At 34.3% G+C, this 24737-nt stretch carries 25 protein-coding genes and 2 tRNA genes; 9 read left to right on the top strand and 18 right to left on the bottom strand.

The annotated features are described in order from the left end of the window. Window positions 1-27: 27 nt before the first annotated feature. The 5 genes from lepB to BMX64_RS10655 form a co-directional block, all read right to left on the bottom strand. The gene (gene lepB / locus BMX64_RS10680) at window positions 28-1581 is read right to left on the bottom strand and encodes a signal peptidase I (RefSeq protein WP_091171663.1); all 1554 of its coding nucleotides are present in this window, start codon (window positions 1579-1581) and stop codon (window positions 28-30) included. Window positions 1582-1639: 58 nt separating this feature from the next. Next, window positions 1640-2341, bottom strand: a complete 702-nt coding sequence (gene dapB / locus BMX64_RS10675; RefSeq protein ID WP_091171661.1) for a 4-hydroxy-tetrahydrodipicolinate reductase — start codon at window positions 2339-2341, stop codon at window positions 1640-1642. A gap of 237 nt (window positions 2342-2578) precedes the next feature. Then, the gene (locus tag BMX64_RS10665) at window positions 2579-3139 is read right to left on the bottom strand and encodes a DUF5683 domain-containing protein (protein ID WP_091171657.1); all 561 of its coding nucleotides are present in this window, start codon (window positions 3137-3139) and stop codon (window positions 2579-2581) included. Further along, the gene (locus BMX64_RS10660) at window positions 3139-4038 is read right to left on the bottom strand and encodes a ParB/RepB/Spo0J family partition protein (RefSeq protein ID WP_091171654.1); all 900 of its coding nucleotides are present in this window, start codon (window positions 4036-4038) and stop codon (window positions 3139-3141) included. Before BMX64_RS10660 ends, BMX64_RS10665 begins: the two co-directional genes overlap by 1 nt. A 7-nt stretch (window positions 4039-4045) precedes the next feature. Beyond that, window positions 4046-4810 carry a ParA family protein gene (locus BMX64_RS10655; RefSeq protein ID WP_091171652.1) on the bottom strand — a complete coding sequence of 255 codons (765 nt, stop codon included), beginning with the start codon at window positions 4808-4810 and terminating at the stop codon, window positions 4046-4048. 419 nt (window positions 4811-5229) lie between these two features. Between BMX64_RS10655 and BMX64_RS10650 the strand changes: the two genes are divergently transcribed. Together BMX64_RS10650 and trxB are read left to right on the top strand one after the other, a co-directional pair. Next, window positions 5230-5304, top strand: a tRNA-Pro gene (locus BMX64_RS10650). Between the two features lie 130 nt (window positions 5305-5434). Beyond that, entirely contained in the window at window positions 5435-6382 is a 948-nt protein-coding gene (gene trxB / locus BMX64_RS10645; protein WP_091171650.1) for a thioredoxin-disulfide reductase, read from the top strand. 128 nt (window positions 6383-6510) lie between these two features. Here the strand turns inward: trxB and BMX64_RS10640 are convergent, their stop codons facing one another. The 6 genes from BMX64_RS10640 to BMX64_RS10615 form a co-directional block, all read right to left on the bottom strand. Then, the gene (locus BMX64_RS10640) at window positions 6511-7344 is read right to left on the bottom strand and encodes a GIN domain-containing protein (RefSeq protein ID WP_091171648.1); all 834 of its coding nucleotides are present in this window, start codon (window positions 7342-7344) and stop codon (window positions 6511-6513) included. A 118-nt stretch (window positions 7345-7462) separates the two neighbouring features. Beyond that, window positions 7463-9733, bottom strand: coding sequence for a M1 family metallopeptidase (locus tag BMX64_RS10635; RefSeq protein WP_091171646.1), 2271 nt, complete (start codon window positions 9731-9733; stop codon window positions 7463-7465). A 227-nt stretch (window positions 9734-9960) separates the two neighbouring features. Continuing rightward, the gene (locus tag BMX64_RS10630) at window positions 9961-10701 is read right to left on the bottom strand and encodes a head GIN domain-containing protein (RefSeq protein ID WP_091171644.1); all 741 of its coding nucleotides are present in this window, start codon (window positions 10699-10701) and stop codon (window positions 9961-9963) included. A 2-nt stretch (window positions 10702-10703) separates the two neighbouring features. Continuing rightward, entirely contained in the window at window positions 10704-12428 is a 1725-nt protein-coding gene (locus tag BMX64_RS10625) for a PspC domain-containing protein (RefSeq protein ID WP_091171642.1), read from the bottom strand. A gap of 5 nt (window positions 12429-12433) precedes the next feature. Further along, window positions 12434-12763 carry a PadR family transcriptional regulator gene (locus BMX64_RS10620; RefSeq protein WP_073210148.1) on the bottom strand — a complete coding sequence of 110 codons (330 nt, stop codon included), beginning with the start codon at window positions 12761-12763 and terminating at the stop codon, window positions 12434-12436. Window positions 12764-13003: 240 nt separating this feature from the next. Beyond that, window positions 13004-13459 (bottom strand): DUF4870 domain-containing protein, encoded by a 456-nt coding sequence (locus BMX64_RS10615; RefSeq protein WP_091171640.1) that lies wholly within the window; start codon window positions 13457-13459, stop codon window positions 13004-13006. A 196-nt stretch (window positions 13460-13655) separates the two neighbouring features. Between BMX64_RS10615 and BMX64_RS10610 the strand changes: the two genes are divergently transcribed. Beyond that, the gene (locus BMX64_RS10610; protein WP_091171638.1) at window positions 13656-14108 is read left to right on the top strand and encodes a DUF4442 domain-containing protein; all 453 of its coding nucleotides are present in this window, start codon (window positions 13656-13658) and stop codon (window positions 14106-14108) included. A 108-nt stretch (window positions 14109-14216) separates the two neighbouring features. Here BMX64_RS10610 and BMX64_RS10605 read toward each other — a convergent pair whose 3' ends face one another. Both BMX64_RS10605 and BMX64_RS10600 read right to left on the bottom strand, forming a co-directional pair. Next, complete coding sequence (locus tag BMX64_RS10605; RefSeq protein ID WP_091171636.1) at window positions 14217-14426, bottom strand: hypothetical protein; 210 nt, start codon at window positions 14424-14426, stop codon at window positions 14217-14219. A 515-nt stretch (window positions 14427-14941) separates the two neighbouring features. Next, window positions 14942-15018: transfer RNA gene (locus tag BMX64_RS10600), tRNA-Met, on the bottom strand. A gap of 154 nt (window positions 15019-15172) precedes the next feature. Here BMX64_RS10600 and BMX64_RS10595 point away from each other — a divergent pair. Further along, on the top strand, window positions 15173-15565 hold the full coding sequence (locus BMX64_RS10595; RefSeq protein ID WP_091171633.1) for an START-like domain-containing protein: 393 nt from the start codon (window positions 15173-15175) through the stop codon (window positions 15563-15565). A gap of 54 nt (window positions 15566-15619) precedes the next feature. Continuing rightward, a complete protein-coding gene (locus BMX64_RS10590; RefSeq protein WP_091171631.1) occupies window positions 15620-16459 on the top strand; it encodes an aminotransferase class IV in 840 nt (279 codons plus the stop codon). Here BMX64_RS10590 and BMX64_RS10585 read toward each other — a convergent pair. From BMX64_RS10585 to BMX64_RS10565, 5 genes are all read right to left on the bottom strand, one after another. Next, entirely contained in the window at window positions 16456-17016 is a 561-nt protein-coding gene (locus tag BMX64_RS10585; protein ID WP_091171629.1) for a YqgE/AlgH family protein, read from the bottom strand. The two genes, BMX64_RS10590 and BMX64_RS10585, sit on opposite strands and share 4 nt — an antisense overlap. A gap of 118 nt (window positions 17017-17134) precedes the next feature. After that, entirely contained in the window at window positions 17135-17407 is a 273-nt protein-coding gene (locus tag BMX64_RS10580; RefSeq protein WP_091171627.1) for an HU family DNA-binding protein, read from the bottom strand. Window positions 17408-17574: 167 nt separating this feature from the next. Further along, entirely contained in the window at window positions 17575-18522 is a 948-nt protein-coding gene (gene fmt / locus BMX64_RS10575; RefSeq protein ID WP_091171625.1) for a methionyl-tRNA formyltransferase, read from the bottom strand. Then, entirely contained in the window at window positions 18522-20417 is a 1896-nt protein-coding gene (locus BMX64_RS10570; RefSeq protein ID WP_091171623.1) for a RecQ family ATP-dependent DNA helicase, read from the bottom strand. The genes fmt and BMX64_RS10570 overlap by 1 nt, the downstream gene beginning before the upstream one ends. A 59-nt stretch (window positions 20418-20476) precedes the next feature. Next, the gene (locus BMX64_RS10565; protein WP_091171620.1) at window positions 20477-21016 is read right to left on the bottom strand and encodes an AAA family ATPase; all 540 of its coding nucleotides are present in this window, start codon (window positions 21014-21016) and stop codon (window positions 20477-20479) included. A gap of 147 nt (window positions 21017-21163) precedes the next feature. Here BMX64_RS10565 and BMX64_RS10560 point away from each other — a divergent pair, with 147 nt between their 5' ends. The 4 genes from BMX64_RS10560 to BMX64_RS10545 all read left to right on the top strand — a co-directional run bounded on the left by BMX64_RS10560 (window position 21164) and on the right by BMX64_RS10545 (window position 24658). Continuing rightward, window positions 21164-21448, top strand: a complete 285-nt coding sequence (locus BMX64_RS10560; protein WP_091171617.1) for a DUF493 family protein — start codon at window positions 21164-21166, stop codon at window positions 21446-21448. Between the two features lie 88 nt (window positions 21449-21536). Continuing rightward, window positions 21537-22262: a DUF4290 domain-containing protein gene (locus BMX64_RS10555; protein ID WP_091171614.1), complete on the top strand. Its 726-nt coding sequence runs from the start codon at window positions 21537-21539 to the stop codon at window positions 22260-22262. A 101-nt stretch (window positions 22263-22363) separates the two neighbouring features. Beyond that, the gene (murA, locus tag BMX64_RS10550; RefSeq protein WP_091171613.1) at window positions 22364-23674 is read left to right on the top strand and encodes a UDP-N-acetylglucosamine 1-carboxyvinyltransferase; all 1311 of its coding nucleotides are present in this window, start codon (window positions 22364-22366) and stop codon (window positions 23672-23674) included. 114 nt (window positions 23675-23788) lie between these two features. Further along, a complete protein-coding gene (locus tag BMX64_RS10545; protein WP_091171611.1) occupies window positions 23789-24658 on the top strand; it encodes a cation diffusion facilitator family transporter in 870 nt (289 codons plus the stop codon). The last annotated feature ends 79 nt before the right edge of the window (window positions 24659-24737 follow it).

Here is a 24737-nt window from a genome sequence, read left to right as displayed (position 1 = left end):
AAACCTTAAACTTTAAACCTTTTTTATTTAAACTTTTTGCTCTTTTCTTTTTTTCCAAAAATATTCTCCTACAAAGAAGATAACCAATCCAAGTAAAAATAATTTGAAATAAGATTGAGGCTGACCTTCACCGCTAACTGTTGTGAAAACTCTGTCCCAACGAATTTTATTTATTCCTTTTCCATTTGGATCGATACTTAGCCATATAAAAATAGGTTTTCCTACAATGTGGTTTTCAGGTACAAATCCCCAATAACGGCTATCCTCGGAGTTGTGACGGTTGTCACCCATCATCCAGTAATAGTTTTGCTTAAAAGTATACGTATTGGCAATTTTACCATTTATTCTAATCTCTGAACCGTTAGTTTTTAAATCATTGTTCTCATAATCAGTAATGATTGCTTTGTAAAAAGGCAATGTTTCTATAGTTAAAGGAACTGTTTTTCCTTGTTCTGGAATATATACAGGTCCATAATTATCACGATTCCATTTGTTGATATGCGGGAAGACTCCATTATCAACTTCTTTTGATATTTGTCGGATTACAGCAGTTATGCCAGGTATGTTTTTCAATCTTTCTGCTCCGGCTTCGGTCAAGGCACTCATGAAAAGTGTGTCTCTTTTCGTCTGATCCATAAAGCCAGCAGGATCCGTCACATCTAAATCTTTAAACAGAGATTCAAAATCGATTGGTGTTTTTCCATCCAAGGCCACTTTATACGAGAATTGAGGTTTAGCTCTTTCAGGTAACTGCAACAGTTTTCCATCGATATAAACCATCCCGTCTTTTATGGATAAATTATCTCCCGGAATTCCAACACATCTCTTTACGTAATTCGATTTTTTGTCGACAGGTTTGTAAGCGCGTCTTTTTGAAGTGTCAAAAAACCTGTAAACAGTATCCACCGGCCAGTTGAACACAACAATATCAGTACGTTTTATATTTTGAATTCCTGGCAATCTCATATAAGGTAATTGAGGCCAAGTCAGGTAGGATTTGCTTTTTGTCAAAGGAATGGAGTCATGCACCATTGGTAAAGCAACAGTTGTCATGGGAACTCTCGCACCATAGTTCATTTTGCTCACAAATAAAAAATCCCCTACCAATAATGATTTTTCCAATGAAGGAGTTGGAATTGTGTACGGTTGAATAAAATAAGTGTGCACGATTGTAGCTACAACAATAGCAAAAAGTAAAGAACTAACGGTGTCAGCAGCTTTGTTTTGTGGGCTTAAACTTCTATCCGAAATGTAATTTAATTGTTGTGTATAATTGATATAATACAGATACAAGCCCAAAGTTATTAGTACTAAAAATGTATCTAATCCAGATCGTTTTCCAAAACTTCGTAACGTTTCTACCCAGATAACCGGAAAGATGATTAAATTGATAATGGGAATAAATAATAAAATCGTCCACCATGTAGGGCGACCGATAATTTTCATTAAAACGATTGCATTATAAACAGGAATGGCTGCTTCCCATCGTTTTCTTCCTGCACTTTCGTATAATTTCCAGGTTCCTAAAAAGTGAATTATTTGGACAATCAGAAAAAAAACAAACCATTGATATACTGACATAAATTTTTGTTTAGAGTTAAGTTAAAGCTCTTTAATAGAACCTCAAACTTTATAAAGTTTATTTTAAATTTAAAACATCTTTCATTGTGAAAATACCTTGCTTACCCACAATCCATTCTGCTGCAATTATGGCTCCTAGAGCAAAACCCTCTCGATTGTGAGCGGTATGTTTAATTTCTATTGCATCTACTGAAGAGTTGTAAGTCACGGTATGAGTACCCGGCACAGTCCCAATCCTTTTAGATTCAATATGAATCTGGTTTTGTTCGGGGTTTTCTATGGTCCAATCGTTGTACGAACTATTTTCTATCACACCTTTGGCTAATGAAATCGCAGTACCGCTTGGGGCATCCAGTTTTTGGGTATGATGAATTTCTTCCATTTCTACTTTATAACTGTCAAATTTTGACATTATTTTAGCTAAATAGTCATTGAGTTCAAAGAAAATATTTACACCTAAACTAAAGTTGGAACTAGAGATAAATCCACCGTTTTTTGCTGCGCAAAGTGTTGCTATTTCATCATAATGTTCTAACCAGCCAGTTGTACCTGAAATCACAGGGACATTTGCATGAAAACAACTGGAGATATTACTCACGGCTGCTGTCGGAACACTGAAATCAATCGCCACATCAGCATTTGAAAGACCTTCAAAAGAACTAGTCTCGTCTTTTTTCAAAACGATTTCATGGCCTCTTTCCAGCGCAATTCTTTCAATTACCTGGCCCATTTTTCCGTATCCTAAAAGCGCAATTTTCATTTGTTTATTTTTTAAATTTCGAATAATTAACGAGACCTGCAACTAATAATGCTATTAAAAATCCCGCAATGAATCCTGAAAAGAAGGAGTTCATTCGGATTGGATCGAACGTTTTATTTTCTGAATAATTTACTAAAGTGATTAGTAATAAAATTGTAGTTCCAATAAAAAAATATTTCTTCCCAATTCTATTGATTAATGACATACTGCTTTGTTTTCTTTATTTAATCTTTTAAACTAGAAACTATAATTAAAAGTTAGTCCTACATTAGTCTTTAATGTTACATCATTTGGATAAAGAACAGGTCTTACAGATAAGTTTTCATCCACATTGAATTGAATTAAAGCGGCATCTACATTGGCGTCTAGAATATTTAATGCGTAAAATGCCAAAGTGACCAAAGCGGATAAATCGCGGTTGCGTTGGTAAAATTTCTGTCCTGCAATCAAACGGTTATTGTCTAGGAAAGCTAAGTCGTCAGTGGTATAGCCTTCCAGCCTGCTTTTGTAAGCGTCTCTGTATTGATGGTATTTTTTGTTATTATCAATATAAAAATAAATACTTGTTCCCAACGCTCCATACACGAGCGGTATTTTCCAGTATTTCTTATTGTAAGCTTGACCCAGTCCCGGTAAAACTGCTGAATAAAAAGCAGCTTTTGCAGGCGTTAGCGGATCAATATCATTCGATTTCAAAGTATCTTTAGCTATCAGCACCGCCTCTGTTTTCGATTGCCCAAAAACAGTGTTGTTTCCTAAAATAAAAAGGAACAGACCGATGAAAATGATTTTGTACACTATCCGTTTATTAGTTTAATGATTCTGTTGAAATCTTCTTCAGAGTGGAATGGAATAGTGATTTTTCCCTTACCGTTTCCGGCTACTTTTACATCAACTTTGGTTCCGAAATAATTTGTAAAAGTGCTTTTTTGAGTCTCTGCAACTTCAAACGACGCCGCTTTTGGTTTACCTGCAGGTTTAGGCTTTAAACTTTCCTGATAGTTTTTCACCAATGCTTCGGTATCACGTACTGAGAGATTCTGACTCACGATTTTTTGATAAATATCGGTTTGGATATCTAAGTCTTCAATATTTATTATCGCACGACCATGACCCATACTGATGAAACCATCACGAATACCGGTTTGGATAATTGGATCCAGTTTTAAAAGTCTCAAATAATTGGCAATAGTAGAACGTTTTTTTCCTACACGCTCACTCATTTGTTCCTGTGTTAATTGAATTTCATCAATCAAGCGTTGGTACGAAAGTGCAATTTCAATTGGATCTAAATCATGACGCTGAATATTTTCAACCAAGGCCATAACCAGTGACTCGTTGTCATTTGCGATACGAATGTAAGCGGGAACAGTTGTCAATCCTACAAGAGTCGACGCACGAAGACGACGCTCACCGGAAATTAATTGGTATTTATTGAAATCTAATTTACGTACAGTAATGGGTTGGATAACTCCTAATTCTTTAATAGAAGTAGCTAATTCTCTCAATGATTCTTCATTGAAATTGCTTCTTGGTTGGAACGGATTTATTTCAATCGCATTTATTTCAAGCTCGATAATATTTCCTACAACTTTATCCGCATTTTTATCATTAACTGATTTAATGTCGTTTTCCGGATCTTTTAATAATGCCGATAATCCTCTTCCTAAGGCTTGTTTTTTTATTGCTTGTGCCATAACTAATTTAGCTATTTTTCTTTATAATTTCTTGAGCGAGATGCAAGTAATTGATTGCTCCTTTGCTTGTAGCATCATAATTAATGATACTTTCACCAAAACTTGGGGCTTCACTTAACTTTACATTTCGTTGAATAATGGTATCAAAAACCATATCGTTGAAATGTTTTTGAACTTCCTCAACAACCTGGTTTGATAAACGCAGTCTGGAATCAAACATGGTTAATAATAATCCTTCAATGTCTAAATCAGGATTGTGAATTTTTTGGATACTCTTTATTGTATTTAATAATTTCCCTAAACCTTCTAATGCAAAATACTCGCATTGAATAGGAATAATTACTGAATCAGCGGCAGTCAAAGCATTCAATGTAAGTAGACCAAGTGAAGGAGCGCAGTCGATTATAATGAAGTCGTATTCATCTTTGATACTTTCCAATGCTTTTTTGAGCATATATTCTCTGTTTTCCTTATCAACCAATTCGATTTCTATGGCAACAAGATCAATATGCGACGGAATAACATCAACATTTGGTGCAGAACATTTTATGACAGCCTCTCTTGGAGTATGGCTATGTTCGAGAATTTGATAGGTTCCTATTTCGATAGTTTCAACATCAATTCCCAAGCCAGAGGTGGCATTTGCCTGAGGATCGGCATCAATTAGTAACACTTTTTTTTCTAAAACCCCTAATGAAGCAGCAAGATTTACTGACGTTGTAGTCTTACCAACTCCACCTTTTTGATTAGCAATCGCGATGATTTTGCCCATTTATTTTTCTAAATTTTGAACCGTAAAAATACAATTATTTATGGTTTTTGAAAATCTATTTTGTTAACATTTGTTAAAGACTGATTAGTGGCAGTTTGACAATTCCCATTTTTAAAATGGATTTTATTGCATAGGAGCTATTCCAGCTGTGCGCTTCAAGTTCTTGAGCTGGTCCCAGTTTTTTCTAAAGCCATAAAAGGAGCTTCCTTTGGTCGCTCTTTTCTGTCAAGAAAAAATCGGGAGCAGCTCGGTGAAGCTTTTCACTGCCATCTGGGCTAGGGGAGTTGTGGCTGAATAATGCTATGAAAAATAAATTTATTTTAAATTTCTGAAGTTATTTTCGCAAGAAATAAATTTAGTTCTTATTTCTGTAATAGTTTTGCATAAGCCAAAAATAGTACTATATTTGCACCCGCTTTCGGGGTGTAGCGTAGCTCGGTTATCGCGCCTGCTTTGGGAGCAGGAGGCCGCAGGTTCGAATCCTGCCACCCCGACAAAAATCCTTTCTGTATCTACAGAAAGGATTTTTTTATTACCGAATAATTAAAACTGATGCAACATCTTCTGTTGTGCGGTAAATATATCTTATTTTTGCACTGTTAAAAATTATAATCCACACTTGTTATGTCTGATACAATCGAAAAAATTAAATGTCTTATTATAGGTTCTGGTCCAGCAGGTTATACTGCAGCAATATATGCCGCTAGAGCAAACATGAATCCAGTTTTGTACCAAGGAATGCAGCCTGGTGGGCAGCTGACAACTACTAATGAAGTAGAAAATTGGCCTGGTAATCCAGAAGGAATAACTGGTCCGGAAATGATGGTGGGCTTACAAGCTCAAGCACAACGTTTTGGTACTGATGTGCGTGATGGTTGGGCTACAAGAGTTGATTTCTCGGGGGATATTCATAAGGTATGGATTAATGATACTAAAGAATTGCATTGTGAAACAGTTATTATTTCTACCGGAGCATCGGCTAAATATTTAGGGATGCCATCAGAACAACATTATTTAAAAATGGGTGGTGGTGTATCAGCATGTGCTGTTTGTGACGGTTTTTTCTATAGAAATCAAGAAGTCGTAATTGTTGGGGCTGGAGATTCAGCTTGTGAAGAAGCACACTATTTATCTAAACTTTGTAAAAAAGTAACAATGCTAGTGCGTAGCGAAAAATTCAGAGCTTCTAAGATCATGGAAGAGCGCGTTCGCAAAACAGAGAATATCACTATATTGATGAATCACGATACTGTTGAAGTATTAGGGGACGAACAAGTGGTTACTGGGGTAAAGGCTTTAAATAAAACTACTAATGAAGTTTTTGATATTCCTGCAACTGGTTTCTTCGTGGCTATTGGTCACAAACCCAATACAGATATTTTCAAAGAGTATATCACGTTAGACGAAACAGGATATATTATCAATACTCCAGGAACTTCAAAGACCAATGTTGATGGCGTTTTTGTAGCAGGTGATGCTGCGGATCATGTGTATCGTCAAGCGATAACAGCAGCCGGAACAGGTTGTATGGCTGCTCTTGATGCCGAAAGATATTTGGCTGCTAAAGAATAATCTTAGTTAGAAAATTTCAATATAAAAAAAGTCCCATTTGCTTTAGCAAGTGGGACTTTTTGTTGGTTATTATATATAGTATCAATCCAGTTTTTCTCCCTCTCCTTTGGAGAGGGTCGGGGAGAGGATTATTTCAACTTTTTTATCAATTTTGCTTCATCGGCAAATCTTCTAATTTCAATTTTTGGGGCGCCCACAAGTTGGATTTCTGATTTATTTGCAACGTCTATAATGACTGTTGTTACCGCATTTATACTGCAATTGGAATAACTTTCCGCGGTAACATCAATATTTTTTATAGTTAATTTATTCCCTGTTAATTCCGAGTTGTTGTCCAATCGTATTATAGCATTAGTTGCAGTACCTTCGATAGTTGCAGTAGCTTTTTGGTACAAATCCACTTTCAAATCTATTGTACTGACTAAAGCTTTAAGTGTAGCATTTTTACTCATTTCTATACTTGTATTTTCGGACTTTAAATTAAGTTCCGTTTTTGATTTGTCATCAGCCTGTAGTATGAAATTTTTCGCATTGACATTCAAAAAAAGTTGGGAATAATCATGAGATTTAAAGGTTATGTTCTCTAATAAAATCTCTTGTATTGCGTTTATTGTCGTTTCATTTTTTGAAGTTACCAGATTTAAATCATTGGTATAGGTTACTCTTACAATCAGTTTTTTATAATTGACTGCATGTTTCGATGTGTAAATGCGAAGTGTTTTATCCTTTAAATCTAAAATAATAAGGTCCTGAAGATTTTCATCGGCTTCAATTTTGATTTCGTTTTTATCACCTCTTTCCAAATATATTTCAAGATTGTCCTCTATTTCAAGACTTTCGAAAGGACCAATTTCTCTTAGCTCTACAGTAACTGTTTTTGAACCTTTGACTTTTTCCTTTTTCTGTGCGAAACTTAATGTGGTTGATAAAAGGAGTAGGAGTATTACTGTATATTTTTTCATAGTCATTTGGATTAGAGTATACACAAATATAAAGAAATCATCCACTTGTGATGGATGATTTCTTTATTTTAGTAAAATGTTTTTATTTATGGACAACTTCTTTCTTAACGTATTTTCTTTATACCTTGGTAAACAAGAATTCTTGACCATTTACTTTAAATGTAAATTCATTTTTAGCCTCATTGAAATGAATTTCAATTCCTGCTGGTTCAAAACTAAATTTGTCTTTACCGATTGAGTCAAAAGTAAGCGTCGGTTGACCTGTTGCATTTGCAGTAAGATTTCCATTATCCTCCGTTAAAATAATTTCTACCGGAATTTGTTTGCTGGAAAAACTACCAAGATAGCGATCTAAAATTACTGCTTTTTCCAATTCACTTTTGTCTGAACTCCAAACGTTATTTGCAGGATTAATATCAGGGAAAGCATGGTCTGGATCTATAGTAATCGATTCAATCTCTTCCGTTGAAGCATTTTTAAATGTCCAATTCGTATTGCGTTGCCAGATTTCTACAGGGAGTTGTACACGGTTAGTCATTCCACTTTTGGTTTTAATTTCTAATACCACAGGCATAGCCATTTTTTCCAAATTTTCAATGTAAATAAGTGCTCCTAATTTCGGGTCATTTTTTAAATATTTGATTTTCGTAATCCCTTGATCTAAACTCCAATTGTTTACAAACCATGATCTCCAAAACCAATTTAAATCTTCTCCGGAAACATTTTCCATAGTTCTGAAAAAATCATCTGGCGTTGGATGTTTAAAAGCCCAACGTTCCGTATACACTCTAAAGGCTTTATCAAAACGTTCTTTGCCTAGCACTTGCTCACGCAACATAATTAATCCTGAGGATGGTTTTTCATAAGCTAATAATCCTAAACTGCCTTCTTTCATCCCGTCAGGAGCGGTCATAATGGGTTCTAATTTCGGATTGGTTAACATATTCGCCATTCTTTGCATATCTGAAGGTCGTCTGGGTTTATATTCTCCCTTATTGAAATCTTCGGCACTCAGTGAGTTGATAAAAGTATTAAATCCCTCATCCATCCAGGCAAATAATCGTTCGTTAGAGCCCACAATCATTGGAAACCATCCATGTCCAAACTCATGATCCGTAACTCTCCATAACTCTCTGTCTTTTGATTTCCAATCGCAAAAAACAATTGCAGGATATTCCATTCCGCCTTCGTTTCCAGCTACATTGGTCGCTGCAGGATAAGGATATTCGAACCATCTTTTAGAATAATTTTCAACGGATGATTTTGTGTATTCCGTTGCACGGCTCCAAGCATCTTGACCCGCGCTTTCAACAGGATATGCTGAAATGGCTAATGATTTTTTACCACTTGGCAAATTGATTTTTGCGGCATCAATAATAAAAGCAGCCGATGAGGCCCAGGAAACATCACGAGCATTTTTTATTTTAAAATGCCAGTTCAATGTAGATTTTCCGGTAGGTCTTGAAGCAGTATTCGTTACTTCTTCTGCAGAACGAATTGTTACTGTTTTGTCACTTTGTGAAGCTGTTGTCCAACGTTTTTGTTGTTCAGCGGTGTATACCTCGGAAGGATTCATTAATTCACCGGAGCTTACTACGATATGATTTGCTGGAGCAGTGATGTTGATATCAAAGTCACCAAACTCAAGATAGAATTCACCTGCGCCTAAATAAGGTAAGGTATTCCAACCTTTTACATCGTCATAAACACACATTCTTGGATACCATTGTGCCATGGTAAATATTTTACCGTTTTTAGTTTCTAAAACGCCCATTCTGTCTGAACCAAAGTCTGGAGAAATAAATGAAAAATCAATTTTAAGTTTGATACTTCCTCCGTTTGGATTCAAATCCTGAGGAAGAAAAATTTGCATCCGCGTATCGATTATTTGAAATTTAGCTTCATTTTCAACAGTTTTACCGTTTTTACCAGTAACTATTTTGATCGATTTTATTTTATGGCCTCCGTCAAAAACTTGTCCTTTGTCTCCATTACGACTGCCAGTTATTGGGATTATAGCTTTTCCACGAGAATCATTTTTAAACAAATTTTGATCGACATTCATCCATAAAAACGAAATTTTATCAGGACTATTATTGGTGTACGTTAAAATTTCGGAACCAATAATTTCATTGTTTTTTTCATTTAATACTGCAGTCAATTGGTAGTCAGCCCTGTTTTGCCAGTACTTTGCTCCGGGTTGACCACTTGCTGAATGCGAATCAGTCCCGTTTTTAGTATAAAAATTAGGGCCAAAAGTATCATGATAATTATACTTTGAGATTGACCTGTTTGATGGGACAGCAACTGGATTTTGTTGTGCCTGTAGTGATGTAACTCCGAAAAATAAAGCTAAATAGGCTGAAGCTTTGAAGAATTTTTTTTTCATAATTTGATTGATTTTGATTGATGATTTTAAAAGTGCAGTTTTATGATTCACTATTTAGTGATTTTGCTTTATTATGTTTTAGTGGTTTGCAAAAGATGTTAATTGTAAATTCATATTAATTTTTTTATAATAAATAGCGGGTTAATTATACTTTTTTCAATAAAATTAGGTCAAAAAAAACACCCATGATTGGTGGATGTTTTTTTGCTTTAAGTAAAATTAGGATTCTATTCTTGGCTAATAGTTCCTCCTGAACTCGTTTTCTTTTGAATCGATTTTGGCTGTATGTCGTAGCTTATTTCACCACCACTGGAAGCCTCGGCAAGTAAGCTCACAATTGGGTGAACATTTATAGAGGCACCACTGGAAACATCAGCTGTTATTTCGTTGGCTAGTAATTTTGTAGCATTAATTTCGCTTCCACTTGATGCGGTTGTTTCCATCTTTAATGCTTTTCCATTGATGGTGATGCTGCTTCCACTGCTGGAATCACACGTAATAATATCAGATTCAATATTGATATCAATTGAGGCGGCACTGGACGTATTCAATCTTATGTTTTCGCCTTTCAGTGTATTCTTGCTCGTGATTGTTGCGCTGCTTGTCGCTTCTAATTCATCAATTACAGGCATTTTTACCGTTACTTTTTTAGAACCTGCATTTGAAAAAGAATTTTTATCAAATGAAATAACAAGAGTTCCATTTTCAACTTTGGTAGTGATGTGTTTTTGCAAATTATCATCAGCTTCAACCACTATTTCCATTTTATCTGATTGTTCTATGACAAGGTCAATGGAATTGTTGACTTCTATGCTTTTGAAATTACCTTCAACAGTACGTTTCTCCGTGGTTATGTTGCCACTTCCTTCTATTGAATTCAAATTAATGGAGTGGTTGCACGAAGCGAATAACAAAGCTGTTAAGGCAACCAGAATGAATTTTGTGATTAACGTGATGATTTTTAACATAACTAATTCGTTTTAATGATGATACCGTCTTTATTTATTTTTAATTCTTTAATGTTATTTTTTGAATTAATCAAAGTGTCATTTGTTACAGAAACCCCGTCTTCATTGATGGTAACTGACGTTTCAGTACTGTCGTTTTCATTGTCGTTATATTCATTTTCATCAGCAGGACAATTTAAGCATTTTATTTTATTATCTTCAACTCTGTAGATGTCGTTGTTGGAATCTGGATTCCATAAGAAGTAATCTCCATCAGTACGATCATAATGTCTCATGGAAGCATCTGGTTTTATCAGAGTCCCTTTAGGCAAATATAATGTTATTTCAATTTCTTGATCTCTGTATTTGTTTTTTAAATCGGTTACTAAATAGTTGTCTAAAATTAATTGATTTCCAATTATTTTATAAGCATATTTAATTTTTTCGGCTCTTTTTTTGGCTTCTGATAATGATTTTCCGCTTGCCTCTTTTTCAATTTGGATGTAAGGTAGTTTTTCATCAGTATTTTCTATTTTAAAACTAACTTCATTTGAATAAATAATATCAGTTCCTGTAGAATCTTGGGTGACCATGAAATCATTGCGGTCCTCAACATTTTTTGCAAAATAATCATTGTGTTTGAATTTGATGAATAGCGTGTCATTTGGATTCAAAGTAATAATTTCTTTCTTAACCACTCGTCCGTCTACGGCAAACGCACTGGCTTGTTTTATTCCAATTGATATCGCTATTGAAACTGCAATTAACCAAAGTGCTAACAACGTGTATTTTGCAATATTTCCAATAGATTTCATATTTGGAGCTAAAAGCTTGAACCCTAATAACGCAAGGAAAAAGAAAGGAATTCCAACAGCAAAGAACATCAAAAGTCCAAAAGCCCAGATAGGATAATCCGTGAAATTACCAGCTTCTATAAAACCTTGCCAAGGAAAATCAATAAATAATCCGGATCCTAATGTGAAAATACCTACTAGCAAAAAAAATAATACTGTTATTCCGGTAATGATTAAAATCACTCCTAAGAATTTTGCAAAAATCTTGAAAACTGTTATGATAAAATCTCCAAAAGAACTGCCCAATTTTTCAGCTCCCGTTTTTATTTGATTTCCATATTTGTCATAATCAGCATTTTTTATTTTATCAGAAACATTTTCAAATTCCTCACGGACTTTTTTTTCAATGTTTGAAATGGTAACAGGTTCTCCTGTCATTTCCAGTTTCTCTGTCGTAGTGACCGCTTCAGGAGTTACAATCCAAAGAATGATGTAGATCAGAATTCCAGTTCCAAATCCAGCAAAAACTAATAAAATAAGTGCGATTCTGATCCATACAGCATCAATCCCAAAGTAATGTCCTAATCCTGCTGAAACACCGCTAATCATCCCTTTTTCCCTGTCACGGTATAGTTTTTTTGTTCTTCGGTTTGTATTGTTACTATAGGAATTGGTTCCTTTCAATTCATCTTCAATGATGTAATCTTCCGGTTGTCCCATGACAGCAATCACTTCATCTACGTCTTTTAAACCAATAACATATTTGTCGGTTTTTTGCTTCTCATTCAATAATTCCGAAACACGCATTTCAATGTCCTTAATAATTTCATCGTGTCCTGATGAATTGGATAAAGAACGTTTTATAGCGTCAAAGTAGCGTGTCATTTTTTGGTATGCATCTTCATCGATATGAAAGAACATTCCGCCTAGGTTTATATTTACAGTTTTGTTCATGACTATTATTTTTGGTTGGTTATTAGGTTTACGGCATCGGATAATTCAGTCCAGGTACCATTTAGTTCATTTAAAAAAGTTTGTCCTATTTCGGTTAGACCGTAATATTTTCTTGGTGGTCCTGATGTGGATTCTTCCCAACGGTAGTTCAGTAATCCATCATTTTTTAGTCGTGTTAGCAGCGGATAAATGGTTCCCTCCACGACTAATAATTTTGCATTTTTTAAAGTGTCCAGTATTTCCGATGTGTAGGCATCTTTTTCTTTTAAAACAGATAGGATGCAAAACTCGAGAACACCTTTTCGCATCTGGGCTTTTGTGTTTTCAATGTTCATAATTTCTTTTTTTTGATTTTGTGTTGATTAAACAGTTCATTTTTTGATTGATGATTTGTCATTGCGAGAAACGAAGCAATCTCGTATTGCCTGATACTCTTTTTATTTTTTGAAGCTTATTCCTGCTTTCCACTTTATCTTTACTTGCTTAAAGAAAGCAAGTAAAGGATGTCGTTTCAGTCAGGGCTAATTCGTTCGCTTTACCTATTACGTCTATTTTTTTTTAACCTTATTGCTTCCTTATTTAATGAACGGAATCGTTATTGGATATTTATATCTTTCTCCATTTGATGTTTTGATTGAAGCGTAAATAATCAAAAAGAATTCAGCCACTTTCAAAAGTCCAAAAAGCAAAACACAAATTAATCCAACTGTTAACATTCCAATATTATTTTCAATGTTGAAATTTGAAAGCGTAATGTCATGATGATGCACTAATGTTTCAAATGAAGTATCCTTAAACACCGAAATAATAAATGAAGGAATTGCAATCATAATCAGTACTAAAGAGTACAGTAATAAACTTAATTGAAAATTCAGGACTTGCTTTCCGTTGTGATCTACAAATTCAGATTCCTCTTTTTTGCTACTCCATAGAATTATTGGAAAAATATAATTTCCAAAAGGAATGAAGTATTGCGTTAAGGAACTCAAATGTGTAAATGTTGCAATATTTTTTTCAGTAGTTGTTTCCATTTTTTTTGATTTTGATGATGATTAAAACTTTTTAGATTGTTTACTAAATGTGCTACCTAGTAATTTCTTATGCAAATATATGTCTAAAAGACAGTATCTTGTTTCGCATAGTACCAAATATTAACATAAAATTAACAAATTAATTTTATATGTACGCATACTATTTTTTTGTATTTTAGCAAAAAAACCTGTAATAATGAAACTTACCGTATCTAAACTCAATAAATTTTTACTCTTCAAATTACCGTCGGCATTTTTTTGTGGTGTACGTGTAAAAGAAATTGATGCAAACAAATGTGTAGTATCAGTAAAACACCGGTGGATTAATCAAAATCCGTTTAACTCTATGTATTTTGCAGTGCAAGCCATGGCAGCTGAACTTTCGACAGGTGCTCTGGTCATGTATCAAATTGCAAAAAGCGGACGGAAAATTTCGATGCTGGTAGCTAATAATAAAGGAAATTTCACAAAAAAAGCGACAGGCAGAATAACTTTTACCTGTAATGACGGCCATTTAATAGAAAAAGCAATTCAAGAAACAATTGCAACCGGAGAAGGACAAACGTTTTGGATGAAATCTATCGGAATGAACGAAACTGGAGTTCAGGTATCTGAAATGGATTTTGAATGGAGTGTTAGGGTAAAATAATAAAAGCTCAATTTTCCCATGAATTACCTTTAAATAGAAAACGCCTCTAAATTTTAGAGGCGTTTTCTATTTAAAGGTAATTTAAATGTATTTTAAATCAGCTTTTACTTAACAAGCTGTTTTGCAAGTTTTTCCTTCTGCTTTGCATTTCGCTTTACACTTAGCCACTTCAGCGGCAGTCATCGCTTTAGTTTTTGTGTCTTTTTTTGCACAACAGGATTCTTTTTTAGCTTTTTCTTTTACAACAGGTTTTGATTCCTGTGCACTTAAATTAATGGTAAATAAAGCGATTACTGCAAATGTTACTATTTTTTTCATTTTCTATAAAGTTTAAATTTGTTTTTTTATTTTAGATATAAATCTAAAATTGAATTCAAATATAAAGAATAATTTAAATCAAATTTAATAGCTGTATTAATTTTTACTTAATTTTTTACTTTGATTTTTGTGGGATGTTTCGTAAACAACTTTATAATTAGTTATTAAGTATTTCTAGAATTTTTAATTGTTAAACAAAACACGTAAAGTTCTGGGGCTTTATAATTTGAATAATAAAAATCATTTGATGTACTCAGCTTTAATTAGAGCTACAAATCGCCACCAAAACTGAAGCGGAAATTAAAATATTTGGCTAAAGTTTAAAAGAATTAATGAAAAACTACATTTCATTTATACCTTTTCTGTTTAATGCTTAGTAATATCTGTATCTCAATTTATAAAATTCCTCACTCCCTTTCCTCACTGAAGTCCTCACTTGAGCGTTTTAAAGTCTTTATTTTCGAAATATAATTCCAATAAAAAACCCTAACATATTGATGTTAGGGTTTTTGCTTTGGTAGCGAGACCGAGATTTGAACTCGGGACCTCAGGGTTATGAATCCTGCGCTCTAACCAACTGAGCTATCTCGCCATGATTAGGGTGGAAATCCACCCCTGAATGCGGGTGCAAATATAAAAATAATATTAGAGCTTGCAAGCATATTTTTAATAAAAAAAAATATTTTTAAAAATGCTTTTTTTTTGTAGTTATATTCTATATATTTCCGAAAAATTAAATGTAGCTCATGGATCAAAAAGTACGTTACGAAATCGAGTTCCCCATAAATTCCTCGCCTCAATTGTTGTATCAATATATATCGACACCATCAGGTTTGTCTGAATGGTTTGCCGACAATGTCAATTCTCGTGGTGAATTTTTTACTTTTATTTGGAATGACTCTGAAGAAAAAGCAAGACTAGCTTCTAAGAAAACCGGTGAAAAAGTAAAATTCAAGTGGGTAGATGAAAATAGTAAAGATACCGAGTACTTTTTTGAATTGCATATCTTAGTCGATGAGCTCACGAAAGACGTTTCTTTAATGGTAGTTGATTTTGCTCATAAAGATGAAGTCGATGAAGCAACACTACTGTGGGAAAATCAAATTTCTGATTTGAAACATCTGATTGGTTCTGTATAGAAAATCATTTTTTATAACTTATATTTGCCCTGAATAAAATTTAGGGCTTTTTTTATGATTAATTTTAATGGAACTATAGTGTCTCAGGATGCCAATATATTGACTCAAAATCGTGCTTTTTTATATGGTGATGGAGTTTTTGAAACAGTTAAAATAATAAACAATAAAATTCTTTTTCTGGAGGATCACTATTTTAGATTAATGTCTTCTATGCGTGTGGTTCGAATGGAAATTCCAATGAATTTTACCATGGAGTTTCTGGAAGAACAAATCCTTGCTTTAGTTAATAAAAATGGATTGACGTCTTCTTCTCGTGCCAGAATTACAGTGTATAGAAACGACGGTGGTTATTATTTGCCGCAAGATAATACTGTGTCTTTTTTAATTCATGCTTTAGCGCTCGAAAACAGCTTGTATTCCTTCGAAAAAAAGGAGTATGAAGTAGATTTATACAAAGACTTTTATGTCACAAAACAATTGTTATCCTCTATCAAAACAACTAATAAAATCATCAATATAACAGGAAGTATTTTTGCAAATGAAAATGGGTTAGATAATTGTTTGTTACTTAATGACAGTAAGAATATAATTGAAGCACTGCAAGGAAATATCTTTATGTTAATGGGTAATAAATTGATTACGCCACCGGTTTCTGAAGGCTGCTTAAATGGGATTATGAGGAAGCAGATCCTAAGTTTAGCTAAACAGATAGAAAATTTAGACGTTGTAGAAGAGGTGATCTCTCCATTTGATCTTCAAAAAGCAGATGAATTATTTATAACTAATGTTATAAAAGGGATACAACCAATAACACAATATCGTAAAAAAACTTTCGCCACTAAAATATCTCTTCAACTGTTGGCGAAACTCAACGAAATGATAAGTAGTACTTAATTTAAGTATGGATTTTCTGGAGCATTCGACCAGATCAGATATTCACCACCTAATTCCATGATTTGTTCTTTCCAGAAATGAGTGGCTGATTTTCCAATTATTTTATTTTCATAGCTATTTGCAGTAATGATCCATGAGTTGTTTTCCATCTCGGATTCTAATTGTTTTTCATCCCAACCCGTATATCCTAAAAAGAATCGGATATTATTCTTGCTTATTTTTCCTTCATTGATGAGTTCTTTCGTAGATTCAAAATCACCTCCCCAATATATCCCATTTGAGATCTCAATGCTATTAGAAATCAAATCTGGTCTATTATGAATAAAATAAAGATTGTCTTGTTCTACAGGGCCTCCATTGTAAATTTTAAATCTAGCATCAATATCTGGAATTAAATCATGGATGGTATATTTCAAAGGTTTATTAATTATAAAACCAACGGATCCCTCTTGATTATAATCAGCTAATAAAATTACCGATCTATTAAATGATAAATCCCCAATTATCGTAGGCTCTGCAATAAGCAAATATCCTTTTTTTAATTTTTCTGTAATCATTGGATTTTATTTTTTATTAAATTTAAGTTTTTTATTATAATAGTGCCAAATAAAATCGTCTAAATGTATAAAAAAACCTTCCAGATGGAAGGTTTTGATTATATTAAGGGGGTTAAAACTAGTTTACCGCACCTTCTAATTCTGCACCTGCTTTAAATTTCACTACGTTTTTAGCAGCAATTTGGATAGTTTTACCTGTTTGAGGGTTTCTACCATCTCTTGCAGCTCTAGCAGAAACTGACCATGATCCGAAACCTACTAAAGAAACTCTTCCTCCTTTTTTCAAAGTATCTCCTACATTTCCTAAAAATGACTCTAAAGCTAATTTTGCTGCAGCTTTTGTGATTCCTGCATCAGCAGCGATAGCATCGATTAATTCTGATTTGTTCATAATAAAAGTTATTAATTGTTGGTTAAAAAAAATTGTTAATACACAAATTTAGTAGGAAATACGTTCCTTGCAAGTGTTTTGTGTTAATTTAGTTTGTTTTGTTGATAACTTAATTTTTTTGTTGATAAATCAATGTCAAAATTTAAAAAAGCCCGTTTTTATTGATGTTAATAGACTTTTGCATCTGCTGAAAATGCAATCCCATTCAATAATTCTGGTGTGCTCATTTTCTTTTTACCCGGAAACTGTAAATTAAGTATTTGGACAAATCCGTTTTTTACTGCAATTTTCATTTCTTTTTTGGTGCAAATTAAACTTCCAATCGCGATGGAGTGCTCCTCAGAAATTATTTTGGCTTCATATATTTTTACATTCCATTCTTCATTGTTGTCGCTAAAGAAACACCAAGCTGCTGGATAGGGACTCAAACCTCTAATCAGATTGTTTATTTCCTGAGCTGATTTTGTCCAGTCAATTTTGCAATTCTCTTTGTTGAGTTTGTAGGCTGTTTTAATTTCAGCGGTATCTTTTTGGATTTCTGTCGATACGTTTCCTGTTTCGATCATTTTCAAAGTGTCAATAATGGTCTTGCTTCCTAATTCCATTAATCGGTCGTGTAAATGTCCTGCATTTTCGGTTTCATCAATTGGAATTTCCGAACTTAAAATCATTGCCCCCGTATCAATTTTATCATCGATAAAAAAAGTGGTGACACCCGTTTTAGTTTCTCCATTGATGATTGCCCAATTTATTGGTGCGGCACCGCGATAATTCGGCAGGAGTGAAGCGTGAAGATTAAAAGTTCCTAAGGATGGCATTTCCCAAACAACTTTTGGCAACATTCTAAACGCAACTACAATTTGTAAATTAGCATTCAGCGCTTTTAATTCAGCTAAAAAAGTTTCGTCTTTTAAGTTTAAAGGCTGTAATAAAGTTAGATTATGAACCAGCGCGTATTCCTTTACTGCAGAATACTTTAATTTTTGTCCGCGGCCTGCTGGTTTATCTGCAGCAGTTATGACACCTACAACCTCATAGTTGTTTTTGATTATTGTGTCTAATATTCCCACTGCAAATTCGGGCGTACCCATAAAAACAATTCGTAATTTTTCCATTATGATCGTAAAGTATATTTGTTATTTGGTTTAACCAAAATTGTGTTGTTTTCTAATAAATCCTGAAGTACGCCAATAACTTCGTCCGGACTATTTTTAGTTTTATTTTGAATGTCTCTCGAATTTAGATCTTCGGCTTGCAATAAAGTAATTATTGCTGTAGAAAGCAGCGATACATCTTTTTTCTTTATTTTCTTGGTAATGCAAAAGGAGCAAATACCGCAATCTACGGTTGTCTTTTCGCCAAAATAATTTAGAATCAACTTGTTTTTGCACACTTTTTTCTCACTAATGTAGTGGATTACGGATTGAAGCTGCTCTTTTTTTAATTGATTTTGATTCTCTAAATGTTTTGAAACCCGATTGATGGTTCTGTCATCTTCACGAACTTCATTGAAAATTAATGTGGCATCATTATTTTTCGAATGGTAATCTATGATTTCTTTTTCTTTTAATTTATGTAAAACTGCTTGGATTTCAGTTTCCTTATGATTTGATTTTTTGGCAATCAGCTGGAGGTTGAAAGCAGTTTGCATTTCGTAAATTCCCGGATATGTGCGTAAAATGGCTAAAATGATTTCCTCGTCGTTTGGATTTAAACTCATATACCGAATCACTTCTTTGGAAGGAATTAGAAATTGCAGCGTAATTTTTTCCGAAAATTCTTGGGACAGACTAATTATTCCTTGTCGGTCGAGAAATTGCATGGCGTTGTACGTTTTCAGTGTTGGGAATTCATATTTTAAACAAAAATGATGCAAATTGAAGTTGAACTGTTCATTGATTCCTTCTCCGTAAGCGATTTGAAAATAGTTACAGAGCTTAACATACATGAGATTCAAAAACTTTTTATCGGGAAGAATATTGATAAATTGGCTTTGAGCCTGAATAACATCAGAAGGACTGGTCAATAAAACAGCAAAGGCTCTTTCTCCATTTCTTCCCGCACGTCCGGCTTCCTGGTAATAATTTTCCATGTTTTCAGGAAGTTGAATGTGAATGACCGTTTTTACATTGGCTTTGTCAATTCCCATTCCAAAAGCATTCGTAGCCACAATAACCTGCACCTCTTCGTTCATCCAGGATTGCATGTTTTTGTCTTTTTCTTTGGACGAAAGTCCGCCGTGATAATAGGTAGCTTTAAATCCTAACGAATTCAGTTGGGAAGAAATATCCAGACACGATTTTCTGTTTCGCACATATATTATGGAAGGTTGTGGGTTTTTCTTCAGAATTTGTTCTATTCTAAAAAGTTTATCCTCGACCCCAAAAATCATGTAAGCAATATTTTCTCTAGCGAATGATTTTTCGAAAACTTGTGGTTTATGTAATCCCAATTCGTTGATGATGTCTTCTTTGACCCTTGGCGTAGCAGTAGCGGTCAATGCTAAAAATGGTACTGATGGAAAATGCTTTTTTAGTTCCGAAATTTTTAAATAAGCTGGCCGGAAATCATGTCCCCATTGTGAGACGCAATGCGCTTCATCGATGGTGATTAAATTGATGGGGAGATTTTTTATTCGTTCCAAAATCCAATCGGATTGAAGACGTTCTGGCGATAAATAAAGGAATTTATAATTTCCGAAGTGGCAATTGTCCAGTAAATCAATTATCTCCTCGGATCGAATTCCGCCTGTTAATGCTATGGCTTTGATGTTTCGCTTTTGCAAATTGGCGACTTGATCTTTCATCAGTGCTACCAAAGGTGAAATGACTAGACAAATTCCGTCATTCATCATAGCCGGGATTTGGAAACAAACTGATTTTCCGCCGCCGGTTGGCATCAATGCAAAGGTGTCATGTCCGCTTAAAACGGAATCGATAATTTCCTTTTGCAACGACCTGAATTTGTCGTGCTTCCAATATTTTTGAAGAATAGCAACTGCTTCTTGCATAAAGTATAGATTTCATTTCATTGAAAAACAGTCCAAAGCTTAAATCCTAAACCTGCAGACTATTTAGAAATTTCATCTAAGATAAAAAGAATTCTGTTATCCATGGTGTCTTTTGGAACTTCTATAAGTTCATAACCATAACTTTGATAGGTTTCCGTAAGATGATTGTAGATGAGTTTCGCTTGTTCGAAGTTTTCGTAACGTTCGTGATCGCTGATGTAAATTTCTTCCCAAGGCGGAAGAATGAATATTTTTGAATAGGTATGTTCCCGGCAAGCGGCATCAAAAGTAGCAGGATAACTATCGCCAATGTAATGCATGTAAGCCAAAACATCCGGAATTCCTCTGTCGATAAATACAACTTCATGTGGCTCTTTTGAAGCATTTTGAAATTGTTTCTTTCTTCCTTCAAGAAGTAATTCGCTGAATAACAAAGGTTTTTCAAGGAACAATTGCTCGATTCCTTGTTTTTTTGCTTCCAAAGTCACCTCTCGGGAAATTTCGGGATAACAACAATGTCCTTTAGCGACCAATCCGTCGATAATAGTGGTTTTACCTGTTCCTGGACCGCCAATGATAACTATGATTTCTTTTTGCACTTTTAAAAAATAAGGGGCAAATTTACTTAAACTTATCGGGATTTGAAAAAATCATTGCGGTTAAAATGCGATTAGACAAAAAATCATAATTCAAAATTCATAATTTACGTTTGAAACCGTATATTTGCCTTTATTTTTAAATAGAAAATGGATAAGAAGACTGAAGAATTTTATGATAGATTAAAAGTGGAGTTGGATATGAGCAATACATGGCCAGCAGAATACTTATTTAAATTTATTGTACCAACAGAAAGTGATAATGTAGAACGAGTGGAGTTGGCTTTTGATTGTATGGGGGCGGTTATCAAAACCACAAAATCCAAGACAGGAAAGTTTACGAGCATATCTGTTGATGTCACTGTGAAAGATTCACAAGAAATAGTAGATAAATACCTAGAAGTTTCTACAATAAAAGGTATTATTTCCCTTTAAATACAACACAAGATTTTGGTGTGCTAAGCTCGAATGGTATTACGATTCGAAAAAAAGGCATTAGGAATCAAAACAGATACTTTCGAATATGAATTCAAAATACATTAAAGAAAACTCGAACGATGTCGTGCATCATTTGGAATATAATGCCGAGAGATCGCATTTGATTATTCCGGAGTACGGCCGTCATTTGCAGAAATTGATTGATCAGGCAACTAAAATTGAAGATGATGTAGAACGCAACAAAGCGGCAAAATACATTATTCAGGTGATGGGTAGTTTGAATCCACATTTGCGCGATGTTCCTGATTTTCAGCACAAATTATGGGATCAGCTTTTTATTATGTCTGATTTTAAATTAGTGGCTGATTCACCGTATCCAATTCCTTCGCGTGAAGTGTTGCAATTGAAACCGGATGTTTTAAAATACCCACAGAATTTTCCAAAATACAGATTTTACGGCAATAACATCAAATATATGATTGATGTGGCCAATAAATGGGAAGATGGCGAGATGAAAAGTGCTTTGGTGAAAGTGATTGCGAATCACATGAAAAAATCATACTTGAGTTGGAATAAAGACACGGTGAAAGATGATGTAATTTTCGAACATTTATACGAACTGTCCGATGGGAAATTGAATTTGATTCAAAGTACAGAGGAATTATTAAATACCACAGATTTATTGCGAACCAACAAACGGGTTTCAAATAAAATCTTGCCGGTTGGTCAACCCAAAATTCTTAGCAATAAGAATATAAAAACGGGAAAACCAAATCCAGTTCACAAAAACCAAAATAGAAAACCTTTGTAAATCAGTTATCAATCAGGGGTTTTTAGTTATGAATTTTAGTAACTTTTAACTCGTCAATTTTTAACTTATATCTAATAATTTATAACTCATAACTGTAAAAAATGGGAATTTTCAAAATAGAAGGAGGCATTAGTCTAAAAGGAGAAATCACGCCACAAGGAGCTAAAAATGAAGCGTTACAAATTTTATGTGCCGTTCTTTTAACGCCTAAAAAAGTGATTATCAATAATATTCCCGATATTATAGATATCAATAAACTAATTACGCTTTTAGGAAATTTAGGTGTAAAAATCCAAAAAACAGGATCAGGATCGTATACTTTTCAAGCCGATGAGGTGAATATACAGTATCTGGAAACCGAAGCATTCAAGAAAGAAGGCGGTTCTCTAAGAGGTTCTATTATGATTGTTGGACCACTATTGGCACGATTTGGTAAAGGATATATTCCAAAACCAGGTGGTGATAAAATTGGACGTAGAAGATTGGACACGCATTTTGAAGGATTCATCAATCTGGGCGCTAAATTCCGTTATAACAGAGAAGATCATTTCTATGGTGTAGAAGCACCAAAAGGATTGAAAGGTGCCGATATGTTATTAGACGAAGCATCCGTTACCGGAACTGCAAATATTGTTATGGCTGCAGTTTTGGCCAAAGGAAAAACAACAGTTTATAACGCTGCTTGTGAGCCTTACTTGCAACAATTGTGTAAGATGTTGAACTCCATGGGAGCTAAAATAACAGGAGTTGGTTCTAACTTATTGACTATTGAAGGGGTTGAAAGTTTAGGCGGTTGCGAGCATAGAATTCTTCCTGATATGATTGAAATCGGAAGTTGGATTGGTCTGGCTGCAATGACAAAATCAGAGATTACGATAAAAGATGTAAGTTGGGATAATCTTGGCTTAATCCCCAACACATTTAGAAAACTTGGAATTACCCTGGAACGTCGCGGCGATGATATTTACATTCCTGCTCACGTAGATGGGTATGAAGTAAAAACGGATATTGACGGTTCTATTCTTACAATTGCTGATGCGCCTTGGCCTGGATTTACTCCGGATTTATTGAGTATTGTTTTAGTAGTTGCTACTCAAGCAAAAGGCGATGTTTTGATTCACCAAAAAATGTTTGAAAGCAGATTGTTTTTTGTAGACAAGTTAATTGACATGGGAGCAAAAATTATGTTGTGTGATCCGCACCGTGCTGTTGTTATGGGACATGATTTTAAATCACAACTCAAAGCAACAACAATGTCATCACCAGATATTCGTGCCGGAATCTCCTTATTGATTGCTGCGCTTTCTGCAAAAGGAACGAGTACCATTCAAAACATTGAACAAATCGACAGAGGATACGAACGCATTGACGAACGATTGAGAGCTATTGGAGCGAATATTGTACGCGCGTAAATAACATAAATCATAAAAAAATATCGTTTAAGTAAGCTAGAAAGGATTTAAATCTAAAATTCAATTCGGTTTACTTAAACGATTTTAGTTTTACTTCACCTATAAATAAAATACATGTCAAGCGAACAAACGGCAATCAAGGCGACTTATTTTAGTATCATAGGAAACACTTGTCTGGCAATTATAAAAGGCTTAGCCGGTTTTTTTGGAAATTCGTATGCACTAATTGCCGACGCAATTGAATCAACGACTGATATTTTTGCTTCTTTTTTGGTGTTATTTGGAATCAAATATTCAAACAGGCCAGCTGATAAAAACCATCCTTACGGTCATGGTAGGGCAGAACCTTTGATTACTTTTCTAGTTGTAGGTTTTTTGATCACTTCGGCTACGATTATTGCCTATGAAAGTATCATCAATATTGGAACGCCACATCAATTGCCAAAACCGTGGACATTAATCGTTCTGGCTGCAATTATCATTTGGAAAGAATATTCTTTTCGAATCGTGATGAAAAGAAGCATTCAAACCAATAGTTCCTCACTAAGAGCTGATGCTTGGCACCATCGCAGCGATGCAATAACCTCTGTGGCGGCATTTCTTGGGATTTCGGTTGCTTTAATTTTAGGGAATGGATACGAATCTGCTGATGATTGGGCAGCACTTTTTGCCTCGGGATTCATACTTTATAACAGTTACCTTATTTTTAGACCCGCTTTGGGCGAAATAATGGATGAGCATTTATATGATGATTTAATAGAACAAATTCGAATGGTTTCTATTCAGGTGGATGGAATTATTGATACCGAGAAATGTTTCATTCGAAAAGCCGGTATGCAATATCACGTGGATTTACATGCAACGGTTGATTCAAATATTACCGTGAAAGAAGGACACGATCTCGCTCATAAACTAAAAGATACCTTGCGGGAAGAGATTCCAGAATTGGGACATGTGTTAATTCATGTGGAACCCAATGACTAGATTTTTATCCAATAAAATTAAAAAAGGCACCGAAATTATTTTTGGTGCCTTTTTTAATTCGTTATGATTTTGTCACATC

Origin of the sequence: Flavobacterium sinopsychrotolerans (assembly GCF_900110375.1) — a bacterium.
Classification (GTDB): domain Bacteria; phylum Bacteroidota; class Bacteroidia; order Flavobacteriales; family Flavobacteriaceae; genus Flavobacterium; species Flavobacterium sinopsychrotolerans.
The sequence above is the reverse complement of the archived record's forward strand: the minus strand, read 5'-3'. Positions and strand labels throughout refer to the sequence as shown.

What these genes read in the sequence shown, in the direction of transcription:
- BMX64_RS10635 (WP_091171646.1), bottom strand. Translation starts at nt 9,733, where the DNA reads ATGAAAAAAAAATTCTTCAAAGCTTCAGCCTATTTAGCTTTATTTTTC.
- BMX64_RS10580 (WP_091171627.1), bottom strand. Translation starts at nt 17,407, where the DNA reads ATGAACAAATCAGAATTAATCGATGCTATCGCTGCTGATGCAGGAATC.
- fmt (WP_091171625.1), bottom strand. Translation starts at nt 18,522, where the DNA reads ATGGAAAAATTACGAATTGTTTTTATGGGTACGCCCGAATTTGCAGTG.
- BMX64_RS10560 (WP_091171617.1), top strand. Translation starts at nt 21,164, where the DNA reads ATGGATAAGAAGACTGAAGAATTTTATGATAGATTAAAAGTGGAGTTG.
- BMX64_RS10590 (WP_091171631.1), top strand. Translation starts at nt 15,620, where the DNA reads ATGATTAATTTTAATGGAACTATAGTGTCTCAGGATGCCAATATATTG.
- trxB (WP_091171650.1), top strand. Translation starts at nt 5,435, where the DNA reads ATGTCTGATACAATCGAAAAAATTAAATGTCTTATTATAGGTTCTGGT.
- BMX64_RS10610 (WP_091171638.1), top strand. Translation starts at nt 13,656, where the DNA reads ATGAAACTTACCGTATCTAAACTCAATAAATTTTTACTCTTCAAATTA.
- BMX64_RS10630 (WP_091171644.1), bottom strand. Translation starts at nt 10,701, where the DNA reads ATGTTAAAAATCATCACGTTAATCACAAAATTCATTCTGGTTGCCTTA.
- BMX64_RS10660 (WP_091171654.1), bottom strand. Translation starts at nt 4,038, where the DNA reads ATGGCACAAGCAATAAAAAAACAAGCCTTAGGAAGAGGATTATCGGCA.
- BMX64_RS10555 (WP_091171614.1), top strand. Translation starts at nt 21,537, where the DNA reads ATGAATTCAAAATACATTAAAGAAAACTCGAACGATGTCGTGCATCAT.
- murA (WP_091171613.1), top strand. Translation starts at nt 22,364, where the DNA reads ATGGGAATTTTCAAAATAGAAGGAGGCATTAGTCTAAAAGGAGAAATC.
- BMX64_RS10595 (WP_091171633.1), top strand. Translation starts at nt 15,173, where the DNA reads ATGGATCAAAAAGTACGTTACGAAATCGAGTTCCCCATAAATTCCTCG.
- BMX64_RS10570 (WP_091171623.1), bottom strand. Translation starts at nt 20,417, where the DNA reads ATGCAAGAAGCAGTTGCTATTCTTCAAAAATATTGGAAGCACGACAAA.
- BMX64_RS10640 (WP_091171648.1), bottom strand. Translation starts at nt 7,344, where the DNA reads ATGAAAAAATATACAGTAATACTCCTACTCCTTTTATCAACCACATTA.
- dapB (WP_091171661.1), bottom strand. Translation starts at nt 2,341, where the DNA reads ATGAAAATTGCGCTTTTAGGATACGGAAAAATGGGCCAGGTAATTGAA.
- BMX64_RS10655 (WP_091171652.1), bottom strand. Translation starts at nt 4,810, where the DNA reads ATGGGCAAAATCATCGCGATTGCTAATCAAAAAGGTGGAGTTGGTAAG.
- BMX64_RS10545 (WP_091171611.1), top strand. Translation starts at nt 23,789, where the DNA reads ATGTCAAGCGAACAAACGGCAATCAAGGCGACTTATTTTAGTATCATA.
- BMX64_RS10585 (WP_091171629.1), bottom strand. Translation starts at nt 17,016, where the DNA reads ATGATTACAGAAAAATTAAAAAAAGGATATTTGCTTATTGCAGAGCCT.
- lepB (WP_091171663.1), bottom strand. Translation starts at nt 1,581, where the DNA reads ATGTCAGTATATCAATGGTTTGTTTTTTTTCTGATTGTCCAAATAATT.
- BMX64_RS10620 (WP_073210148.1), bottom strand. Translation starts at nt 12,763, where the DNA reads ATGAACATTGAAAACACAAAAGCCCAGATGCGAAAAGGTGTTCTCGAG.
- BMX64_RS10605 (WP_091171636.1), bottom strand. Translation starts at nt 14,426, where the DNA reads ATGAAAAAAATAGTAACATTTGCAGTAATCGCTTTATTTACCATTAAT.
- BMX64_RS10625 (WP_091171642.1), bottom strand. Translation starts at nt 12,428, where the DNA reads ATGAACAAAACTGTAAATATAAACCTAGGCGGAATGTTCTTTCATATC.
- BMX64_RS10615 (WP_091171640.1), bottom strand. Translation starts at nt 13,459, where the DNA reads ATGGAAACAACTACTGAAAAAAATATTGCAACATTTACACATTTGAGT.